Raw genomic sequence first — 16,834 nt, 5'->3', positions numbered from 1 at the left:
CCGGCCCCGGAATGCCTTTTTCTGGGGCGTTCCGGGCCACCTACCGCCCCTGGAGGAGGCGATAGCGCATGTCCACCATCGCCCACGACACAGCGGGCAACGACCGGGTCCCTGTCGGTCCCGGCCTGTCGATGTTCGACCCGATGTTCATCGGCATCAACGAGTTCGGCGAACACGTCACGCTCGACGTCGTCTACCACAACCTGCTCATCGGAGGACTACCCGGCGGTGGCAAGTCCGGCCTGGTCAACACCGTCACCGGCACCGCCGCCCTATGCGACAACACCCGGCTTGTCTGCCTGGACGCCAAATGGGTCGAACTCGGCCCCTGGGAACCCATTTGCGATGCCTTCATCGGCGACGACATTGACCAAGGCATCCGCGTCATGCGACGGCTGCTCACCGTCGCCCGCAATCGCTACCGGTGGCTGCTCTCCCAGCGCCGACGCAAAGTCGTCCGCACCGACGGCCTGTCAACCATCCTGACAGTCGTCGACGAACTCGCCATGTTCACCCGCATCCTTGACACCAAGGAAAAACGCGAAGAATTCGAAACCCTACTTACGGGACTTGTCGCCCTCGGCCGTGCCTGCGCCATGCCCGTCGTCGGAGCATCCCAGCGAACCTCAGCCAAGGTCATCGACCCCAACCTTCGCGACCTGTTCGGCTATCGGTGCGCCTTCTACTGCACCACCCCCGGATCCTCCGAGGTCATCCTCGGCACCGGCTGGGAAGAACGCGGCTACAACGCCATGGACATCAACCCCGATAACCCCGGCGAAGCCTTCCTACTCGCCAACAAAGGTAACCCTCGCCGGATCAAAGTCTCCTGGTTGTCCGACGACCAGATCTACGCCATCTCGGACTACGTCGCCTGGACTCGACGGCCCGGCAACAAGACACCCAAGGCACCGCCGAGGGACCTCACCCCCATCGAGTGGGAGATGGCCGCATGAACCGCTGGCCAATCGAGACCACCGCCGCTACCGCCGCCGGAATCGGCAGCGTCGCGGCCTACCTCACCGGCATCGCGGCCGAATACGCCTACCGGCATCCGGTACGCCTCGCCGTAGCCGCGCTACTCGTCAGCATCGCCCGCACCCGGGCTTCTCGCCTCGGCCGTTAACCGGCCCGGCCTCAACCCATCCCAAAAAGAAAACGGTCGACAGAACCCCACACGCCTGCAAGCAGCGGGTTCTGCCGACCCCCACCAGCCCTTTCGAAAGGACGTGGCTGCTGTGAAGCCTACCCGCCAACCGACCACCACACTCCTCCCCGACCCGATGCGGCCCTCCGCCCTGCTACGCGGAGCCGCCACCTACCTCGACACCCACGGCTGGACCCAGCACCAGTTCTACGACCTGCTCGCCGACACCGACGGGCCGTTCCCGCCTGCCTGCACCTCCGGCGCCATCATGACCGTCGCTACCGGCCAATGCCTGCCCTCCGGCTCCTCCTGCCTTGGCGGCGACGAGGAAACCATCGCAGCTCTGCTCGCCCTGCGCGTACTCGCCGCTTGGGTCGACCTCGAATACACGCCGATGGCGTTAGAGAACAGCGCGATTGACGTCATCGGCGACTGGAACGACTACGACGACCGCACCGTCGCTGAGGTCATCGAAACCCTCACCGATGCGGCCAACGACTGGGACGCCATCCACCACATCGGAGGTCCCCGGTGAGCATGTCGTACGTCAACCAGGTCTTGACACTCCAGCCCTCCGGCGACAGCCGGCCAAACACCCCGCGCCGCCGTGACGTCGTCGAGAACGACGAATACGCCGCCTTCGTCCGACGCATCATTCGTGCCTTCGCTCGTCGTGTCGCCACCGGCGACGTGGAAGCCCTCCGCGACATGGTCGGCCTATCCGGCCTGCTCGACGAAGCCATCAACGACGCCGTCATCGGCCTTCGCGCCCACGGCTATTCCTGGGCCGAAATCGGCGATCGGCTCGGCATCAGCCGCCAAGCCGCCCAGCAACGCTGGGGAGCCGACAAATGACCACCGCTACCGCCCTGACCAATCCGATGCTGGACGCCCTGGCCAATCGAGGGATCAAGGTCGAATTCTACGACCCCACCGGCAGCCGCTACGGATTCCCCACCTTCCCCTACCGGCAAGCGCCATCCCCGCTGGCCACCCGCCGACAGCTTCGCCGTCAAGGCCTATGCCCCGGCGGACACGACCCCGTCGCACAGATCCTGTGGCGACACCGCAAGCAAATCCGCACAGCCCACCTCTACCGAGGTGATCTCGCCGTGCCCAAGCGTGTACCAAGCCCGGCCCAGCTCGCCACCGTGGCGAAAATGCTGACCGCCCGCCGTACCTGTCGGCACTGCGGCATCACTCAGCCCTATTACATCCCCCGGTTGACCGGCGCATGCCTCATCTGCGAGCCGGGAGGACCCCGATGAACCACATCACCCTCTGCCCGGCCTGTCTTCAAGAACTGCCGGACAACTACCCCTACGACCACGTCGCCGTCGACCGTGCTCTGACCGACCAACCCAATCGCATCGGCGGACTGGAACGCCAAGAACAGCGAGAGGTAATCCTCACCGGCCTGGCCCGTGGCATGACGATCACCTTTCTCGCCCGGCACTTCCAGTGGGGCACCGGCCGCATCCGTGCCCTGCTACCGACCGACCACCCCGAATCCGTGCCCAACGCCCGCCACCGGCACGCAGCTCAACGCGCCGAACTCGACGCGACTGTCCACCACCTGTGGCGGCTGGGCCTGTCCGACACGGATATCGCCCTACGAACCGGACGCAGCGTCTACGTCATCGCCGACTCACGACGACGCCTCGGCCTCGACACTCACGTCACCCGACACAGCTTCATCTCGGGAGGCTCGCGATGAGCCTCAACGACCTCGGCCCGCATCTGGCCACCGACAACTGTCTTTACTGCATCGGCGGCATGACCCCCGCCGGCATCCACGACGACCTCGGACCGGTTCTGCGGCTGTGCCCCACCCAGCACTGGTGCGAGGAATGCAACGACCTGTCGCTGTTCCCTGCCGAATACGAAACCCTCGACGACCGCATCAACGAACTTTTCGAAGACGGCTACGTCGCCGTCTGGTGCAAACACTGCATGGGCATCACCGCGGTCGTCCCCGTCACCAACGACGGAGGCATCCGATGACTACCTCACTGACCCAGCAATTCGCCACCGAGTACGCCAAAAAGGTCGTCCCCGGCGTGCTCCGCGCCATCCGCATCAACAAGCTCGCCAACAAAGGAATCCTCATCGGCGCAATCGCCGCCAGCTACCTTCACCAGGCACATTTCCTCGAAACCCTCGGCGCGGGAATCTTTTCCTGGATTGTGCCGGGCGTCTTCGACCTCGGCATCGTCTCCATGCTCACCGTCACCCAAACCGTCGGCATGGCCGAGGAAGCCAAAAAAGCCGCACTCAAAATCCTCATCGTCGTGGTGCTCATCTCCGGCACTGTCAATTTCCTCGCCCCCGGCGAACTGATCATGCGCATCATCTTCGCCGTCGTCGTCGCCCTGGTCGCCGGAGTCGAATGGGTCTCCGGCAAAATTCGGCCCGATTTCAAAGCCATCGAAACCCATGAAAACCAGATGGCCAGCACCAACCCGACGACCATCTCGGCTGCCCCGAGCAAGACGACCTCACGCATGCTGGCTCCTCCTGCCGCCGCAACCGTACGGTCGGCCACCGCCGTGCCCGATCCGCAAATCCACGAAGACAACGCGGCATCCGCCGGCGTGCCACAACACCTACTGCCCGTCGCCCGGTTCTCGGTCGTCCAGCACGAACAAACCACCGGACAGCCCATCACCGCCGACGAACTCGCCGTCCGCATGAGCGTCACCTTGGCAACGGCCGGACAGCTTCTGGACGCCATCCGCTCCACCCAACCGATCCCGGGACGCATCAACGGGCACACCCCGACACTGGCCGGAGGCATCCGATGACCTTCGTCCATGTCGATATTCACCGGATCACCCACACCTGCCCCGCTGACCCACAACCGCACGTCGTCGACACCCGACGCAGCATCGTCGCCGTGATACCCGGCGGCCCCTGCCGCCAGCCGATCACGGTCCGGCTCAACAACATGACCGTCAAGGTCGCCTGCGGCCGACGCCTACCCGCCGAACGTCAATGTGCGGCCTGCCGTATCACCGTCATCGAACGGCACCTAACCACCGAATACCGGCGCGACACCTGCCCTCAGCGCCCCCGCAACGGGACCGCTGCCTGACATGAGCACTTCGACGCTGGACCTCGTACCCCGGGAGCACCCTGCCCGGGGTACGGGCTCGAACGCCGAAACCTGGTACGCCCCCGACCCGCACTACACCGCCGGACAAGCCCTCGCCCGCGCCTCGAGCCCGGACTACTTCGACTGGCTTGAGCACGTCCGCGCCGCCTCCGGCTGCACCCGCCCGATCCGGCTGTCCGGCACCCTCGACACCATCGAAGCCGCCACCGGTCGGCTCCTGGACTCTCGGCACACCGACCAGCTCCCGGATGCCGCCATCTACAAAGCTTGCGGCACCCGGCTCGCCTCGGTCTGCCCGTCCTGCGCCCGCACCTACCAGCGTGACGCCTACCAAATCTTGCGTAGCTTCCTCGTTGGCGGCAAAGGCATCCCCGCATCGGTCGCCAAACACCCGGCCGTATTTCCCACCTTCACCGCCCCCAGCTTTGGCATCGTGCACACCCGCGTCGTGCGCAAACACACCTGCACGAACCGCAAACGCTGTACCTGCCAAGCCGAACCCTGCCACGCCCGCCGCGACACCCCCGGTCCCTGCGAACACGGGCTACCGGTGATCTGCTGGCGACGCCACACCGCCGACGACCCGATCCTGGGCCAGCCGCTGTGTCTCGACTGCTACGACTACGACCACCACGTTGTCTGGAACTTGTTCTCCACCGAACTGTGGCACCGCACCAAGCAAGCTGCCGATCGTTTTCTCATCCAGCTCTGCAAAGCCCGCGGCTTACCCCAGGTCGCCAAGAGCACCCCGAGTGGCAAAATACGCATGGTCGCACCAGCGCAGCTCACCCATGGCAAAGCCGCCGAGATGCAACGCCGCGCCGTCGTGCACTTTCACGCCCTGGTCCGCCTCGACGGCGTCCACCGCGACGACCCCGACGCTGTCCTCGTCCCCCCACCAGGCGTGGACGTCGACGACATCATCGCCGCCTTCCAACACGCGGTCCGCACCATCTCCTTCACCACCCCGGCCCACCCCGACAGGCCTGAAGGCTGGGACATCCGGTGGGGGGACCCAGACAAGGGCTTCGACATTCAGGCCCTCACCCTCGCCGGGGACGGCAGCATCACCGACGACATGGTCAGCGAACAGCTCGCCTCACAAAAGGCCGGCTACCTCGCCAAGTACACGACCAAGAGCACCGACGCCACCGGCTTCTCCTCCACCCGCATCACCGAGGACACCGTCGGCCAGTACGACCCCGATGGCGACCACATCTCCCGACTCGTCGCCGCCTGCTGGCGCATCGGCCGTCCGACCATCCCCGCACCAATCACCGGCCGACTGCTCAGCACGTTCGCCCGGCGGGCCACGGACAAGACCACCCCGATCACCGAAATCCTTGCTCTGCTGCACTCGATATCCACTACCTACGTCAGGCGCAAGCTGATCGACCGTCCCCGGCGTGCCCTTGAACCCGCAGACCGGCGCGTCTTTGACACCGCCTGGGACTGCCCGGCCTGCGGTACCCATACCCGCTACCGCGCCTGCCCTGTCTGCGTCGCCGAACGTCAAGCCAACCTTGACACCAAAAGCGCCAACGGTGGAACACCCACCAACTCGTATGCACGGCTACGTCGATGGGCACACCGCTTTGGCTTCGCCGGCCACTTCCTCACCAAAACCCGCCGCCGCGTCGTGCGCTTCGCGACCCTGCGAGACACCCGCATCGCCTTCCGACGCATCGAGGACCAGGCCGTCACCGAGTCCGGTGCCGTCTGCGCCATCGACCACCCCGACGACACGACGCTGATCGTCGGCGCCCTCTCCTTCGCCGGAGTCGGCTGGCACAACAACGGCGACGCCCTGCTTGCTAATACTGCGGCCGCTATGGCCCGTGCTCGACAAGAGGCAGCACACGAAGAAATGGCCCACCAGGTTGGGTCTGCCTTGCCGCTCGACTTTCCAACAGCGGCGTGACTTCATCACTTGTCGACGCACGGAAAGGCACAGTCTTGAGCAACAGATCTGATACCTCCCCGCGCGTCTTGCGGGTGGAGGAGGCAGCGCGCGAGCTTCGCATCGGGCGCTCTCTGGTCTATGACCTTATTCGCACCGGGCGCCTCCGGTCGTTTAAGGTGGGCAGTCGGCGGCTAATCCCGGCTGCTGCGATCGAGGAGACGATCGCAAATCTCAGCAGGGAGGAATGACCGTGGCAGAATCGCCGCGCTCCCGGAAAGCAGTTGGACGCAAGAACGCTAACGGCGAGGGCTCCATTTACCAACGCCAGAGTGACGGCCGTTGGGTGGGACAGGCCTACGCCGTCACCGCTGACGGCACCCGCAAGCGCAAGTATGTCTACGGCGAGAACTGGGAGGACGCGCACTCCAAGCTCGTCCAGCTTAAGGCCCTGATCCAACGCGGGATACCGCTGCCCGATCGAGCCTGGAAGCTGAATGAGTACCTTCCCTACTGGTTGACAACGTATGTGAGTGAGCTCAAAGCCACTACCGGTCGCGGGTACGAGAGCGCGGTCCGGTTACACCTTCTTCCAGCACTGGGAACAAAGAGGCTGGATTCGCTTCAAATCAAGCATGTTCGAGATTTTCTCAGCAGCTTCCGAAACAAGTGTCTTTGCTGCGCCAGTAAGGCTGATGCCAAACGGCCACCAGAGAAGCAGTGCTGTTCGGCAGGAAACTGTTGTGCACACTATCCAAGCGCTCGACAAATTCAGTACGTTCGTGACGTTCTTCGGAATGCACTTCAGCAGGCAGTTCGAGAAGAATTGATATCACGGAATGTTGCTACGTTGGTTCGGGTGCCGTCACCGCGATATAAAATCGGCAAGAGTCTCTCAGTAGATCAAGTCCGGGCCCTTTTAAAGGCGACGGAAGGACATCGCCTTTATCCGCTCTATGTGGTTGCCGCCACCATGGGACTTCGTCGGGGCGAGCTGCTCGGTATGCGCTGGTCGGATCTCGACCTGGACAACGGCACGCTGACCGTTGAACAGACTGTGCAACGTGTCAACGGGGAACTCCTCCTCACCGGAACCAAGACGGAGGACTCCGAAGCTCCGTTACCGCTCCCGGAGTGGACCTGGCTGGTGCTCCTCGAACATCAAGACGCTCAACAGGCCGAACGCGAGCGATTGGCTGCCGTATGGCAAGAACATGGACTCGTGTTTCCATCCGGGTATGGCACGCCCATGGAGCCACGCAACCTAAATCGGCACTTCGCCACCACCCGAGAAAAGGCCGGCCTACCCACAATTCGGCTGCATGACATGCGTCACACCGTGGTCTCCATGCTGATGGAGTTGGGGGTACCACCGCACGTCGTGCAGGCCATCGCCCGGCATGCCGACGTCAAAATCACCCTGAAGGTGTACTCCCATGCCAACCTGGACGCGATGCGCCAGGCGCTTGGCAAGTTGGACGGGCAACTGTCATGACGACTGTTGCTGTCAGCGTTGCTGTCAAACCCAGTCTATTCGATCTTACGCTTTGCTGCCTTGCTGTTCAGAGTGGTGGGCGCGGTAGGTTTCGAACCTACGACCCCTCGCTTGTAAGGCGAGTGCTCTCCCACTGAGCTACGCGCCCGGATCACCGGGAAGCGCCATCGTACCTTGAGCGGATTTCAGCGGCCGACCGCGGCCAGCCACGCTTTCACGTCGCGGGACTCTCCGGGGCCGATCATCTCGGAGAACTGGATGATGCCGTCGCGGTCGATGAGGAATGTGCCCCGGTTGGCCATGCCGCCGTCGGTGTTGAAGACGTCGTACGCCTGGGCCACCTCGCCGTGTGGCCAGAAGTCGGCCAGGAGCGGAAAGTCGAAGCCCTCCTGGCCGGCCCAGACCTTGTGGCTGTAGACCGAGTCGACGCTGACCGCCAGGACCTGGACCTCGTCGTTCTGGAAGTCGTCCAGGTGGTCGCGGACGGCGGCCAGCTCGCCCCGGCACGTGCCGGTGAACGTGAAGGGGTAGAACACCAGCAGGACCGCCTTGCGACCTCGGAAGTCACGCAGGCGTACCACCTGGTTGTTCTGGTCCTTCAGGGAGAAGTCGGGCGCCTCGGCGCCGACGGGAAGCGGCATGGGCACAACCCTAGCTGGACCGGCGTCACGAGGACGCCGGTCGGCTCGGGAAGGGGCAGTGAGCTACTTCTTCTTCGCACCCCTGGGTGAGACCAGGCGGGCCCCGGTCCAGTCCTTGCCGGCGTTCACCGTCGAGGTCTGCTGCAAGCCCGCCGTGGGGGCGGACTCGCTGATCTCGCTCGGCTCGACGTGGCCGTCACGGCCGGCCTTGGGGGTCAGCAGCCACACCACGCCGTTGTCGGCGAGGGGGCCCAGGGCGTCGGTCAGCAGTTCGAAGAGGTCTCCGTCGCCATCGCGGTACCACAACAGCACCGCATCGACGACCTCGTCGGTGTCCTCGTCGACCAAATCGCCGACGCGTTCGGTCAGGGCGTCACGGAGGTCCTCGTCGACATCGTCGTCGTAGCCCATCTCCATGACCACCATGTTCGGCTCGAAGCCGAACCGGTCCGCCAGGCTGCGTACGCCGTCGGCCTGACCAGCGGTCGCGCTCACTGTCTAAGTCCTCCTAGCCAAGAAATCGGTGCGTGAACCTGGGGGTAGTCCACACACTTGCGCGCCCGGGCGCAAGTGGCGCACCGAGTGTGAGGCAATTTACCGTGCCAGCAGGGTGTGGGCACCCTGTGTGATGGCATCCTCCCCCACCAGCACCTGTTGCGCGGCCGGACCCAGCGGAATCAGCGAATCCGCCGACGCTATCCTCTTCGCCGAGCCTACGAAACCGCCGTCGACCAGGGCCGCGAGGACTCCCTCGCCGATGCCGCCGGATCGGCGGGTCTCGTCCACGATCAGCACCCGGCCGGTCGCGGCGGCCTCCCTCACCAGGTCGTTCACCGGCAGCGGGGAAATCCAGCGCAGGTCCACCACTCGGGATCCGTAACCCTGCTCGGCGAGCCGGGCCGCGACCCGCAGTGACATGCGCAGCCCGTTGCCGTACGTGATGATGGTCAGATCGGACGCGCCGCCCACCGGATAGGTGCGGGCGCGGCCGATCGGCACATGCTCGGACGACCAGGCGTGCGGGCCCGCGTACGGCGCCAGCCACTCGCCGTCGCCCTGCTCGTGGAGGTCGCGGGTGTGGTAGAGCGCGATCGGCTCCAGGAAGACGCAGACGCTGCCGTCGGCCGCGGCCGAGGCCAGGCAGGAGCGCAGCATCGGCGCGGCGTCACTGGCCCGGGCCGGCACGGCCAGCACGAGGCCGGGCACGTCGCGCAGCACGGCGACCGAGTTGTCGTTGTGGAAGTGGCCGCCGAACGCCTGCTGATAGGCCAGCCCGGCGACCCGTACGACCATGGGGTTCTTATAAGCGCCGGAGGAGAAGAACGACATCGTGGCCGCCTCGCCGCGCAGTTGGTCCTCGGCGTTGTGCAGATAGGCCAGATATTGGATCTCGGGGATCGGCAGCATGCCGTCGAGCCCGGCGCCGAGCGCGAGCCCGAGGATCGTCGTCTCGTCGAGCAGGGTGTCGAAGACCCGCTCGGCCCCGAAACGCTCCTGAAGGTGCTTGGTGACGCCGTAGACGCCGCCTTTGCGGCCCACGTCCTCTCCGAACACCAGGACGCCGGGATCGGCCGCCAGCGCGTCGGTGAGGGCGGCGTTGACGGTCTGCGCGAGGGTCAGCGGGCCCGCGTTCTCGGGGAGCTTGCCGCCGAACACCTTGGAGCGGGCGGACGCGCCGGGGCCGAGCGCCCGCGAGGCCGTCTCGGTGATCGCGTGGGCCGAGCGCAGCGGCCGGCGCGGGGCGAGGGGCGCCACGACCTCGGCCACGGTGGTCAGTTTCGGCTCGCCGATCACCTCTTCGGCCAGCTTGCGGACCTGCCAGCCCACCTCGTCGTACCGGGTGATGGCCTCGTCGGGCGTCATCAGGCCGGCCTCGACGAGCGTGCGGGCGGTGGCGACGAGCGGGTCGCGCTCGAGGTCGCGTTTGATGTCGTCGGCCGGGCGGTAGCCCACCTCCGCGTCGGCCCCGGCGTGCCCCATCAGGCGCACCGTGGACAGGTGGAGGATCGCCGGCCGCCGCTCGCGGCGCACATAGCCGGCGGCGTCGGTCGCGGCGTCGTACGTGGCGGCCAGGTCGCCGCCGTCGGCCGCGGTGTAGCGCAGGCCGGGCCGCGAGCCGAGCATGGCGGCGACCCAGCCGTCCGGTGACGGCACGCTGATGCCCAGGCCGTTGTCCTCGCAGATCAACAGCAGGGGCAGGGGTACGCCGGTGCGCTCGAACCAGCCGGCGGAGTTCAGCGCGGCCGTGGCCGTCGCGTGGTTGATCGAGGCATCGCCGAAGGAGGCGGCCGCGATGGCGTCGCGGGAGGAACGGCCCAGCGAGAACGCCAGGCCGACGGCCCGGGGCAGGTGGGAGGCGACCGTCGAGGTGGTCGGGACGATGTTCAGCTCGGCGCTGCCGAAGACCTTGTGCCGGCCGCCGGCGATCGGCTCGCGGGCCGAGGCGACGACGCCGCGCAGCACGTCACGGGCGGCGTCGGCCAGGCTCTTGGCCCGGGCGGTGAAGAACGCGGCGGAACGGTAGTGCAGCAGGGCCGGGTCGGTCGGCAGGAGCGCGGCCGCGACCGCCGCGTTCCCCTCGTGGCCGGACGACCCGATGGTGTAGAAGCCCTCGTTGAAGCTGCGCAGCCAGCGGGCCGCGAGGTCGAGATGGCGGCTGGCGAGCTGGGCGTCGAAGAGCTCGATCGCTCGGGCGCCGGTGAGGGTGGAGCCGTCGCGGACGGGATCGCCGGGCGCGCGACGGGCGCCGGGCAACGGCAGGGCCGACACGGCGTCGCGGAAACGCTCGTCGAGGTTCTGCGGGGTGGTCACACGACCAGCATCGCGCAGGCGCGCGAGCCCTGCCATGCCGGAAACCGGCGGATGGTCCGCATCAGGCCCGTGACGTGCGGGATGACGTGGAGCGAATTTCGCCACGTCCCGGAGCGGCCGGTGCTGTACTCGCTCAATGATCTTGAGAGTGCTGCTGCTGGCCGCGCTGTGCCCGGCCGCGTTCCTGATCCTGGACCTGTACACGTGAGACGGGCCGGAGGGGAAGTCCCCTCCGGCCCGTCCGCCGAGCTGTCCTACGGGTTGACGGTCACGGTGAGCGTCTTGTAGCGCACCGTGCCGGCGGTGAACATGCCGGCCGCGACGATCGTGCGGCTGGTGCCGGTCGAGACCCCGGAGAGGGTCACCGACTGGGAGAACGCGCCGTTGACGTCGGTCACCACCGTGCCCAGCCGCACCGCGTTCGGGTAGAAGCCCAGGGTGACCCCGGTGTGCGGCGCGAACCCGGTGCCGTTGATCGTCAGGGTCTGCCCGACCCGCAGCGGCGAGACCGCCGAACTGGTCAGCAGGCCGGCCGAGACGGGCACCGTGCTGGGCAGCACCGGCGCGATCGCGGTCAGGGCCACGATCTCACCGCCGGCCGGCGTGGCCGCCGCCGAGGCGACCCCGGCCTGCTGGCCGTTGGCCACCACCGAGACCGCGTACGAGCTGCCCGGGTTGAGCCCGGAGATCGTGCACGTGGTGGCCGTCGTGGTGCAGGTGAGCGACTGGCTCCCACTGGTGGCGGTGGCGGTGTAGTCCTTCAGCAGCTCGGCCGCGCTGGTCGGCGCCGTCCAGCTGACCGCGAAGGTCCGGGCCCCGACGACCACGCCCACGCCGGTCGGCGGGCTGGGCGCGACGCTCGGCACGACCGTCGCCGCCGCGCTGGGCGCCGAATATCCGCTCGCGCCCCGGCCCAGGGCCACCACGGTGACCCGGTACGTCTGCCCGTTCTCCAGGCCGGCGATGGTGCAGGTCAGCTGCGTCGTCGAGCAGTTGCGTGAGCTGCCGCCCGCGTTGACCGCGGTGGCCGTGTATCCGGCGATCCCGTCGCCCACGACCGCCGGAGCGACCCAGTTGACCTTGGTGCCGGCGTTGAGGCTGGTCGCCGTGACGTCGGTCGGCGCACCCGGCGCGCCGGCCGTGGGCCGCACCCGCGCCGACTGGGCGCTGGCCGGCGACTGCAGGCCGGTGGACGCGATGGCGACCACGGTGACCCGGTACGAGGTCAGGTTCTCGACCCCGGTGTTGATCACACATTCGCGGACCGCGGCCAGCGTGGTGCAGGTGCCGTTGCCCGGTGTCGCGGCGACCTGGTAGGAGACGACCCGGTCGGCCGCGTACAGCGGAGCCGACCAGGAGACCGCGATCTGGCGGTCGCCGCCGACCACGTCGACGTTCTGCGGGCGGCCGGGCGCGCCCGGCACGATCGCGTCCGAGAGCGGGCTGAACGCCGAGTCCCCGGCGCCGGTCACGCCGTTGGCCTGCACCCGGAAGCGGTAGGACCGCGTCGTGGTGAGACCGCTGACCGAGCAGGAGGTGTTGTCCTCGCCGGACACCGTGCAGACCGCCGAGCCGTCGAGCTGCACGGTGTAGCCGGCGATGCCGGCGCCGTCCCCGGGCCGGGCCCAGCTGACCGTGACCTGGTTGGTCGTGGCTCCGGGCACGACCGACGGCCGCTCCGGCATGTCCGGCGCGCCGACCAGGATCGGCAGGGAGTAGCCGGTCTCGACGAACCGGCCGCCGGTGCCGTTGGCCCGCACGTTGAAGCTGTACCGGTTGCCGCTGGTCAGGCCGGTGAAGATGCAGCTCCGGATCTTGTCACCCACGTTGGTGCAGTTCTGCGGGGTGATGACGATCGGGCTCGACTTCACGTCGTAGCTGACGATCGGCCCGCCGCCGACCGGTGCGGTCCAGCTGACGCGGACGGCGTTGGCCCCGCTGAGCTCGACGGTGGGCACGCCAGGCTCACCCGGTCCGCGCAGGTCGACCGGTTCGCTCGGCTCGCTGTCGGCGGTCGCGCCGCCGTCCACGGTCGAGGTCACCACGAAGGTGTACGTGTCCTCGACCGGCAGACCCGGGAAGTCGCACGTGAGCGGGCCGTCGGCCGGAAGGTCGACGCAGGTGTCGATGCGGTACGGCGTGTCCGCGTCGCTCTCGGCGTACGCGCTGAGCGTGTAGCTCACGATCGGGGTGGCCCCGCGCGGCGCCGGCCGCCACCTCACCGTGACGGTGCCGGTCTCCGCGATCTCGTCGACGGCGACGATCTCGGCCGTCGGCGCCCCCGTGGCGTTCGGCAGGTTCGGGACCACGGGCGGGTCGGTCACGTACGGCTGGGCCAGGCTGCCCAGGTCGTTCACCGCGGTGATGGAGAACGTGTAGTGCTTGTCCAGGCTCAGGTTCTCGAACCCGCACCGCAGCTGCTGGGGTGGCGTGATCTGGCACGCGGCCGGCTCGTTGCCACCGTCGGCCGAGTCCGGCGTGACCGTCCACCTGTTCACGATCGTGCCGGGCGGCTGCGCCCAGTCGACCACGACCGTGCCGGGGGTCAGGCTGATGCCGACCCGCACGTCGGTGGGCGCGAGCGGGACACCGGGAACGATCGCGTCGGTCGCGGCCGAGTCGGTGCCACCGGCCAGGTTCCACGCCTGGACCGTGAAGACGTACTGCTTGTCCTCGTCCAGGTCCGCCACCAGGCACTCTTCCTCGCCCGGGTCGGCCTCGCACACGACCGGCAGGGTGCCGCCGTCCGGTGACGTGGCCGTCACCTTGTAGCCCTCGACCTCGCCCCCGGTGACCGGCTCGACCCAGGTCACCAGCGCGTTGCCGGCGCCGGCGATGGTGTCCAGCTCCGCCTCGGCGCCGGTGGGCGCGCCCGGCTTGTCAGCCACGATCGCGGCGGTGGCGCCGGCGGCCGTGCTGTCGACCGCGTTCTTCGCGCTCACCGTGAAGGTGTAGTGCTTGGTCTTGCTCAGACCCGTGATCAGGCACTCGGTGGTGTTGACCGCGACGTCCGGGCAGCCGAACGTCTCGGCACCGTCCTCGGTCGACGCGGAGGTCACCACGTAGCTCGACGGCGCGCCGCCGCCGGCGGACGGCGCCGTCCAGGTCACCTCGATCGCGGCCGGTGTGTCCTCGACCAGGGTGGCGTCGACGGTCTGGGGCGCGTTCGGCTTGTTGGGAACGACCGCGGTGGTCGGTGCCGAGGGGGTTCCCGTGCCGAGCGCGTTCCTGGCCTCGACCGTGAACTGGTACTGGCCGCTCAGGTCCAGGCCCACCATGGTGCAGGCCAGTTCGGCGGCGTCGCCCGCGACGACGCACGCGTCGTTGCTGGGAGCCGTGGCGCCGTTCAGGTTGACGGCCCGCACCGTGTAGTCGAGCGGAGTGCCGCCCGTCGGCGCCGTCCAGGACACCTTGATCCGGCCGGCCGTCGCGGCGACCAGTTCCGCCTCCACGTCGGCGGGCACGCCGGCCGCGGCCGGGATGATCGGGTCGCTCGGGTCGGAGACGATCGTGTCCAGGCCGCCGACCGCGCTCACCGTGAAGGTGTACGAGACCGCCGGGTCCAGGCCGGTGATCGAGCAGGCCGGGTTGTCGAGGTCGTCGGCACACGCCGGGTCGAGGTCGCCGACGTCGTCGCCGGTGGCCGGGATGACGTTCACGGTGTAGCTCGTGACCGCGCCGCCGCCGGCCGGCGGGTCCCAGGCCAGGTCGACCGCGCCGCTGCCGGCCAGGGTCACCTCGGGGGTGGACGGCTTGCCGGGCGCGCTGGCCACGATGGCGTTGCTGTCCACACCGGCCGAGTCGCCGGCCGCGTTGGTGGCGGTCACCGTGAAGGTGTACTCGGTCTCCGGGTCCAGGCCGTCGATCTCGCACTCGGTCACGCCGACGGCGAGGTCGGCGCAGCCGAAGCTCTCGGGGCCGTCGTCCGACTTGGCGGTCACGTCGTAGGTCACGACGGTGCCGCCGGTGTTCGGCGGGTCCCAGGTCACCGTGGCCTCGCCCTCGGCGTCACCGAGCTCCGCGACCACGGTCCGCGGCACGCCCGGCTTGGACGGGGTGATCGCCGCGCTGTCGCCGGACGCCGTCGCGCCCAGGTCGCCGACCGCGGCCACCCGGAAGGTGTACTCGGTGGCCGGGTCCAGGCCGGTGATCTCACACGTCGGGGTGGCGAGGTCGGCGCCGCAGTCGTCCGACTTGACGCCGCCGGCCGGGGTGACCGTCACCGCGTAGCTGGTGAGCGTGCCGCCGCTCTCCGGCGCGTCCCAGGTCAGCTTGACCTTGCCGTTGGCGTCGCCGAGCGTCACCTCGGGCGTGGACGGCTGACCCGGCAGCTCCGAGATGATCGGCGGGGTGCTCAGGCCCGAGGTCTGCTCACCGGCCGTGTTCTTCGCGGTGACCGTGAACTGGTACGACTTGGCGTTCGCGAGGGAGTTGACAGTGCATTCGAACGTGCCCCCGTTCTCGGTGCAGACATCGGCCGTCGACTGGTCGTCCGGCGAGAAGCTCTTCACGATGTACTGGGTGACGGTTCCGCCGTCGGCGGGCGCCTCCCAGTAGACGAACGCCTCGCCGGCCTCGTCGCCCAGCTCCACCGACGGCGGATCGGGCTTGCCCGGATAGGCCGGGATGATCGCGTCGGAGGCGTCGCTCGCGGGCGAGGCGCCGCCGGCGTCGCCGGTCGCCGTCACCTTGAACGTGTAGCTCGTGGCTCCGGTGAGGCCGGTGACGTTGCAAGTGGTGTCGTCGGCGTCGGCCGAGGTGCAGCTTCCGGACGGGGTGCCGGCCACCGAGTAGCCGGTGATCGACTGACCGCCGGTGGGCTTGTCCCACGTGACCGTCACCGAGCTGTCGCTCAGCCGCTCCACGGTGGGCTTGGCCGGCTTGTGCGGCGGGCCGGCGACCTTGGCCGGCGAGGCCGCGCTCACCAGCGAGCTGCCGGTGGTGCCGGCGTCGGTCGTGACGCCGTTGGCCTGCACCCGGAACGAGTAGGACGTGTCCGAGGCCAGGCCCTCGAATTCGCAGGACGAGCTGGTCGACGCCACCAGGGTGGCGCAGGTTCCGGTCAGGGCCTCGGTGGTGTTGGCCGTCACCTTGTAGGAGGCGATGCCGGGGCCGGCGTCGCCCGGCGTCCACGACACCTGCATCTTGTTCGGGTTGTCCAGATAGGCCGCGGTGACCCCGGTCGGCGCGGCCGGCGGTCCGGGCTTCACCGGCGTGGCCGCCACCCCGCTCGAACAATCGGTGCCGGGCGCGCCCGTACAGGCCACGACGGTCACCGTGTAGGAGGTGAGAGCGGTGAGCCCGGTGATGGTGCAGTAGTTCTGCGATGTCGCGTCGCACGACAGGCCACCGGGGCTGGCGGTCGCCCGATAGCCGCCCACCGTTCCCGGGTTCGGCGGCATGGTCCAGCTCACGAGGATGCTCCGGCGTCCCGGCGAGGCCGTGACGGTGGCGGGATCCGACGGCGGCGCCGCCGACGCCGGGGCGGGATTCGTCACGATTCCCGCCACCGACAGCAGCGCGCTCGCGATTGCGAGCGCCCACCTGGAGTTTCGCCGCCTTCGGCGCGGCCCTTCTGCTTGCACTGCCCTCACACCCCCGTGCTCGGTTCCGGCCACTGCTACCACCACAAGGTAGCTATTTCGGGGGTAAATAAGGCTGAAACGGGTTTATAGGGCTGATGCATCGGCGGGCGGCCTGGTAGAGGGGCTGGCAGACTTTCGCC

Annotated in this window: 17 protein-coding genes and 1 tRNA gene; 12 read left to right on the top strand and 6 right to left on the bottom strand. The window is 68.2% G+C overall.

What is annotated here, in order from left to right; genetic code table 11:
• The first annotated feature begins 68 nt into the window (after positions 1 to 68).
• The 12 genes from ACFY36_RS36090 to ACFY36_RS36035 all read left to right on the top strand — a co-directional run bounded on the left by ACFY36_RS36090 (position 69) and on the right by ACFY36_RS36035 (position 7,657).
• Positions 69 to 956 (top strand): FtsK/SpoIIIE domain-containing protein, encoded by an 888-nt coding sequence (locus tag ACFY36_RS36090; protein WP_499750386.1) that lies wholly within the window; start codon positions 69 to 71, stop codon positions 954 to 956.
• Positions 953 to 1,126, top strand: coding sequence for a hypothetical protein (locus ACFY36_RS36085; RefSeq protein WP_499750385.1), 174 nt, complete (start codon positions 953 to 955; stop codon positions 1,124 to 1,126). Before ACFY36_RS36090 ends, ACFY36_RS36085 begins: the two co-directional genes overlap by 4 nt.
• Before the next feature lie 112 nt (positions 1,127 to 1,238).
• Positions 1,239 to 1,682 carry a DUF6197 family protein gene (locus tag ACFY36_RS36080; protein ID WP_499750384.1) on the top strand — a complete coding sequence of 148 codons (444 nt, stop codon included), beginning with the start codon at positions 1,239 to 1,241 and terminating at the stop codon, positions 1,680 to 1,682.
• On the top strand, positions 1,679 to 2,002 hold the full coding sequence (locus tag ACFY36_RS36075) for a hypothetical protein (RefSeq protein WP_499750383.1): 324 nt from the start codon (positions 1,679 to 1,681) through the stop codon (positions 2,000 to 2,002). Before ACFY36_RS36080 ends, ACFY36_RS36075 begins: the two co-directional genes overlap by 4 nt.
• Positions 2,003 to 2,028: 26 nt before the next feature.
• A complete protein-coding gene (locus tag ACFY36_RS36070; protein WP_499750622.1) occupies positions 2,029 to 2,415 on the top strand; it encodes an RRQRL motif-containing zinc-binding protein in 387 nt (128 codons plus the stop codon).
• Positions 2,412 to 2,864 (top strand): hypothetical protein, encoded by a 453-nt coding sequence (locus ACFY36_RS36065; RefSeq protein WP_499750382.1) that lies wholly within the window; start codon positions 2,412 to 2,414, stop codon positions 2,862 to 2,864. Before ACFY36_RS36070 ends, ACFY36_RS36065 begins: the two co-directional genes overlap by 4 nt.
• Positions 2,861 to 3,151, top strand: coding sequence for a hypothetical protein (locus ACFY36_RS36060; RefSeq protein WP_499750381.1), 291 nt, complete (start codon positions 2,861 to 2,863; stop codon positions 3,149 to 3,151). The genes ACFY36_RS36065 and ACFY36_RS36060 overlap by 4 nt, the downstream gene beginning before the upstream one ends.
• A complete protein-coding gene (locus ACFY36_RS36055) occupies positions 3,148 to 3,951 on the top strand; it encodes a DUF2637 domain-containing protein (protein ID WP_499750380.1) in 804 nt (267 codons plus the stop codon). The genes ACFY36_RS36060 and ACFY36_RS36055 overlap by 4 nt, the downstream gene beginning before the upstream one ends.
• A complete protein-coding gene (locus tag ACFY36_RS36050; RefSeq protein ID WP_499750379.1) occupies positions 3,948 to 4,241 on the top strand; it encodes a hypothetical protein in 294 nt (97 codons plus the stop codon). The genes ACFY36_RS36055 and ACFY36_RS36050 overlap by 4 nt, the downstream gene beginning before the upstream one ends.
• Before the next feature lies 1 nt (position 4,242).
• Complete coding sequence (locus tag ACFY36_RS36045) at positions 4,243 to 6,183, top strand: replication initiator (RefSeq protein WP_499750378.1); 1,941 nt, start codon at positions 4,243 to 4,245, stop codon at positions 6,181 to 6,183.
• Positions 6,180 to 6,413: a helix-turn-helix domain-containing protein gene (locus ACFY36_RS36040; protein ID WP_499750377.1), complete on the top strand. Its 234-nt coding sequence runs from the start codon at positions 6,180 to 6,182 to the stop codon at positions 6,411 to 6,413. Before ACFY36_RS36045 ends, ACFY36_RS36040 begins: the two co-directional genes overlap by 4 nt.
• Positions 6,410 to 7,657, top strand: coding sequence for a tyrosine-type recombinase/integrase (locus tag ACFY36_RS36035; protein WP_499750376.1), 1,248 nt, complete (start codon positions 6,410 to 6,412; stop codon positions 7,655 to 7,657). Before ACFY36_RS36040 ends, ACFY36_RS36035 begins: the two co-directional genes overlap by 4 nt.
• A gap of 73 nt (positions 7,658 to 7,730) precedes the next feature.
• On the opposite strand, the gene ACFY36_RS36030 is transcribed toward ACFY36_RS36035, so the two are convergent.
• From ACFY36_RS36030 to ACFY36_RS36005, 6 genes are all read right to left on the bottom strand, one after another.
• Positions 7,731 to 7,805, bottom strand: a tRNA-Val gene (locus ACFY36_RS36030).
• Between the two features lie 37 nt (positions 7,806 to 7,842).
• A complete protein-coding gene (locus ACFY36_RS36025; protein WP_499750375.1) occupies positions 7,843 to 8,298 on the bottom strand; it encodes a peroxiredoxin in 456 nt (151 codons plus the stop codon).
• A gap of 63 nt (positions 8,299 to 8,361) precedes the next feature.
• The gene (locus ACFY36_RS36020; protein WP_360923124.1) at positions 8,362 to 8,793 is read right to left on the bottom strand and encodes a DUF3052 domain-containing protein; all 432 of its coding nucleotides are present in this window, start codon (positions 8,791 to 8,793) and stop codon (positions 8,362 to 8,364) included.
• Positions 8,794 to 8,892: 99 nt separating this feature from the next.
• Positions 8,893 to 11,145 (bottom strand): thiamine pyrophosphate-dependent enzyme, encoded by a 2,253-nt coding sequence (locus ACFY36_RS36015; protein WP_499750374.1) that lies wholly within the window; start codon positions 11,143 to 11,145, stop codon positions 8,893 to 8,895.
• Complete coding sequence (locus ACFY36_RS36010; protein WP_499750635.1) at positions 11,106 to 11,246, bottom strand: hypothetical protein; 141 nt, start codon at positions 11,244 to 11,246, stop codon at positions 11,106 to 11,108. Before ACFY36_RS36010 ends, ACFY36_RS36015 begins: the two co-directional genes overlap by 40 nt.
• Positions 11,247 to 11,363: 117 nt before the next feature.
• Positions 11,364 to 16,607, bottom strand: coding sequence for a fibronectin type III domain-containing protein (locus tag ACFY36_RS36005; RefSeq protein ID WP_499750373.1), 5,244 nt, complete (start codon positions 16,605 to 16,607; stop codon positions 11,364 to 11,366).
• Between the last annotated feature and the right edge of the window lie 227 nt (positions 16,608 to 16,834).

Origin of the sequence: Actinoplanes sp. NPDC000266 (genome assembly GCF_042899005.1) — a bacterium.
In the GTDB taxonomy this organism is placed as follows: Bacteria; Actinomycetota; Actinomycetes; order Mycobacteriales; family Micromonosporaceae; genus Actinoplanes.
This window is presented reverse-complemented; position numbering and strand designations above follow the sequence as displayed.

Excerpts from the sequence above, each read along its gene's own strand:
- ACFY36_RS36035 (WP_499750376.1), top strand. The coding sequence starts at position 6,410 with ATGACCGTGGCAGAATCGCCGCGCTCCCGGAAAGCAGTTGGACGCAAG.
- ACFY36_RS36060 (WP_499750381.1), top strand. The coding sequence starts at position 2,861 with ATGAGCCTCAACGACCTCGGCCCGCATCTGGCCACCGACAACTGTCTT.
- ACFY36_RS36045 (WP_499750378.1), top strand. The coding sequence starts at position 4,243 with ATGAGCACTTCGACGCTGGACCTCGTACCCCGGGAGCACCCTGCCCGG.
- ACFY36_RS36065 (WP_499750382.1), top strand. The coding sequence starts at position 2,412 with ATGAACCACATCACCCTCTGCCCGGCCTGTCTTCAAGAACTGCCGGAC.
- ACFY36_RS36050 (WP_499750379.1), top strand. The coding sequence starts at position 3,948 with ATGACCTTCGTCCATGTCGATATTCACCGGATCACCCACACCTGCCCC.
- ACFY36_RS36055 (WP_499750380.1), top strand. The coding sequence starts at position 3,148 with ATGACTACCTCACTGACCCAGCAATTCGCCACCGAGTACGCCAAAAAG.
- ACFY36_RS36070 (WP_499750622.1), top strand. The coding sequence starts at position 2,029 with ATGCTGGACGCCCTGGCCAATCGAGGGATCAAGGTCGAATTCTACGAC.
- ACFY36_RS36085 (WP_499750385.1), top strand. The coding sequence starts at position 953 with ATGAACCGCTGGCCAATCGAGACCACCGCCGCTACCGCCGCCGGAATC.
- ACFY36_RS36090 (WP_499750386.1), top strand. The coding sequence starts at position 69 with ATGTCCACCATCGCCCACGACACAGCGGGCAACGACCGGGTCCCTGTC.
- ACFY36_RS36015 (WP_499750374.1), bottom strand. The coding sequence starts at position 11,145 with ATGGCAGGGCTCGCGCGCCTGCGCGATGCTGGTCGTGTGACCACCCCG.
- ACFY36_RS36025 (WP_499750375.1), bottom strand. The coding sequence starts at position 8,298 with ATGCCGCTTCCCGTCGGCGCCGAGGCGCCCGACTTCTCCCTGAAGGAC.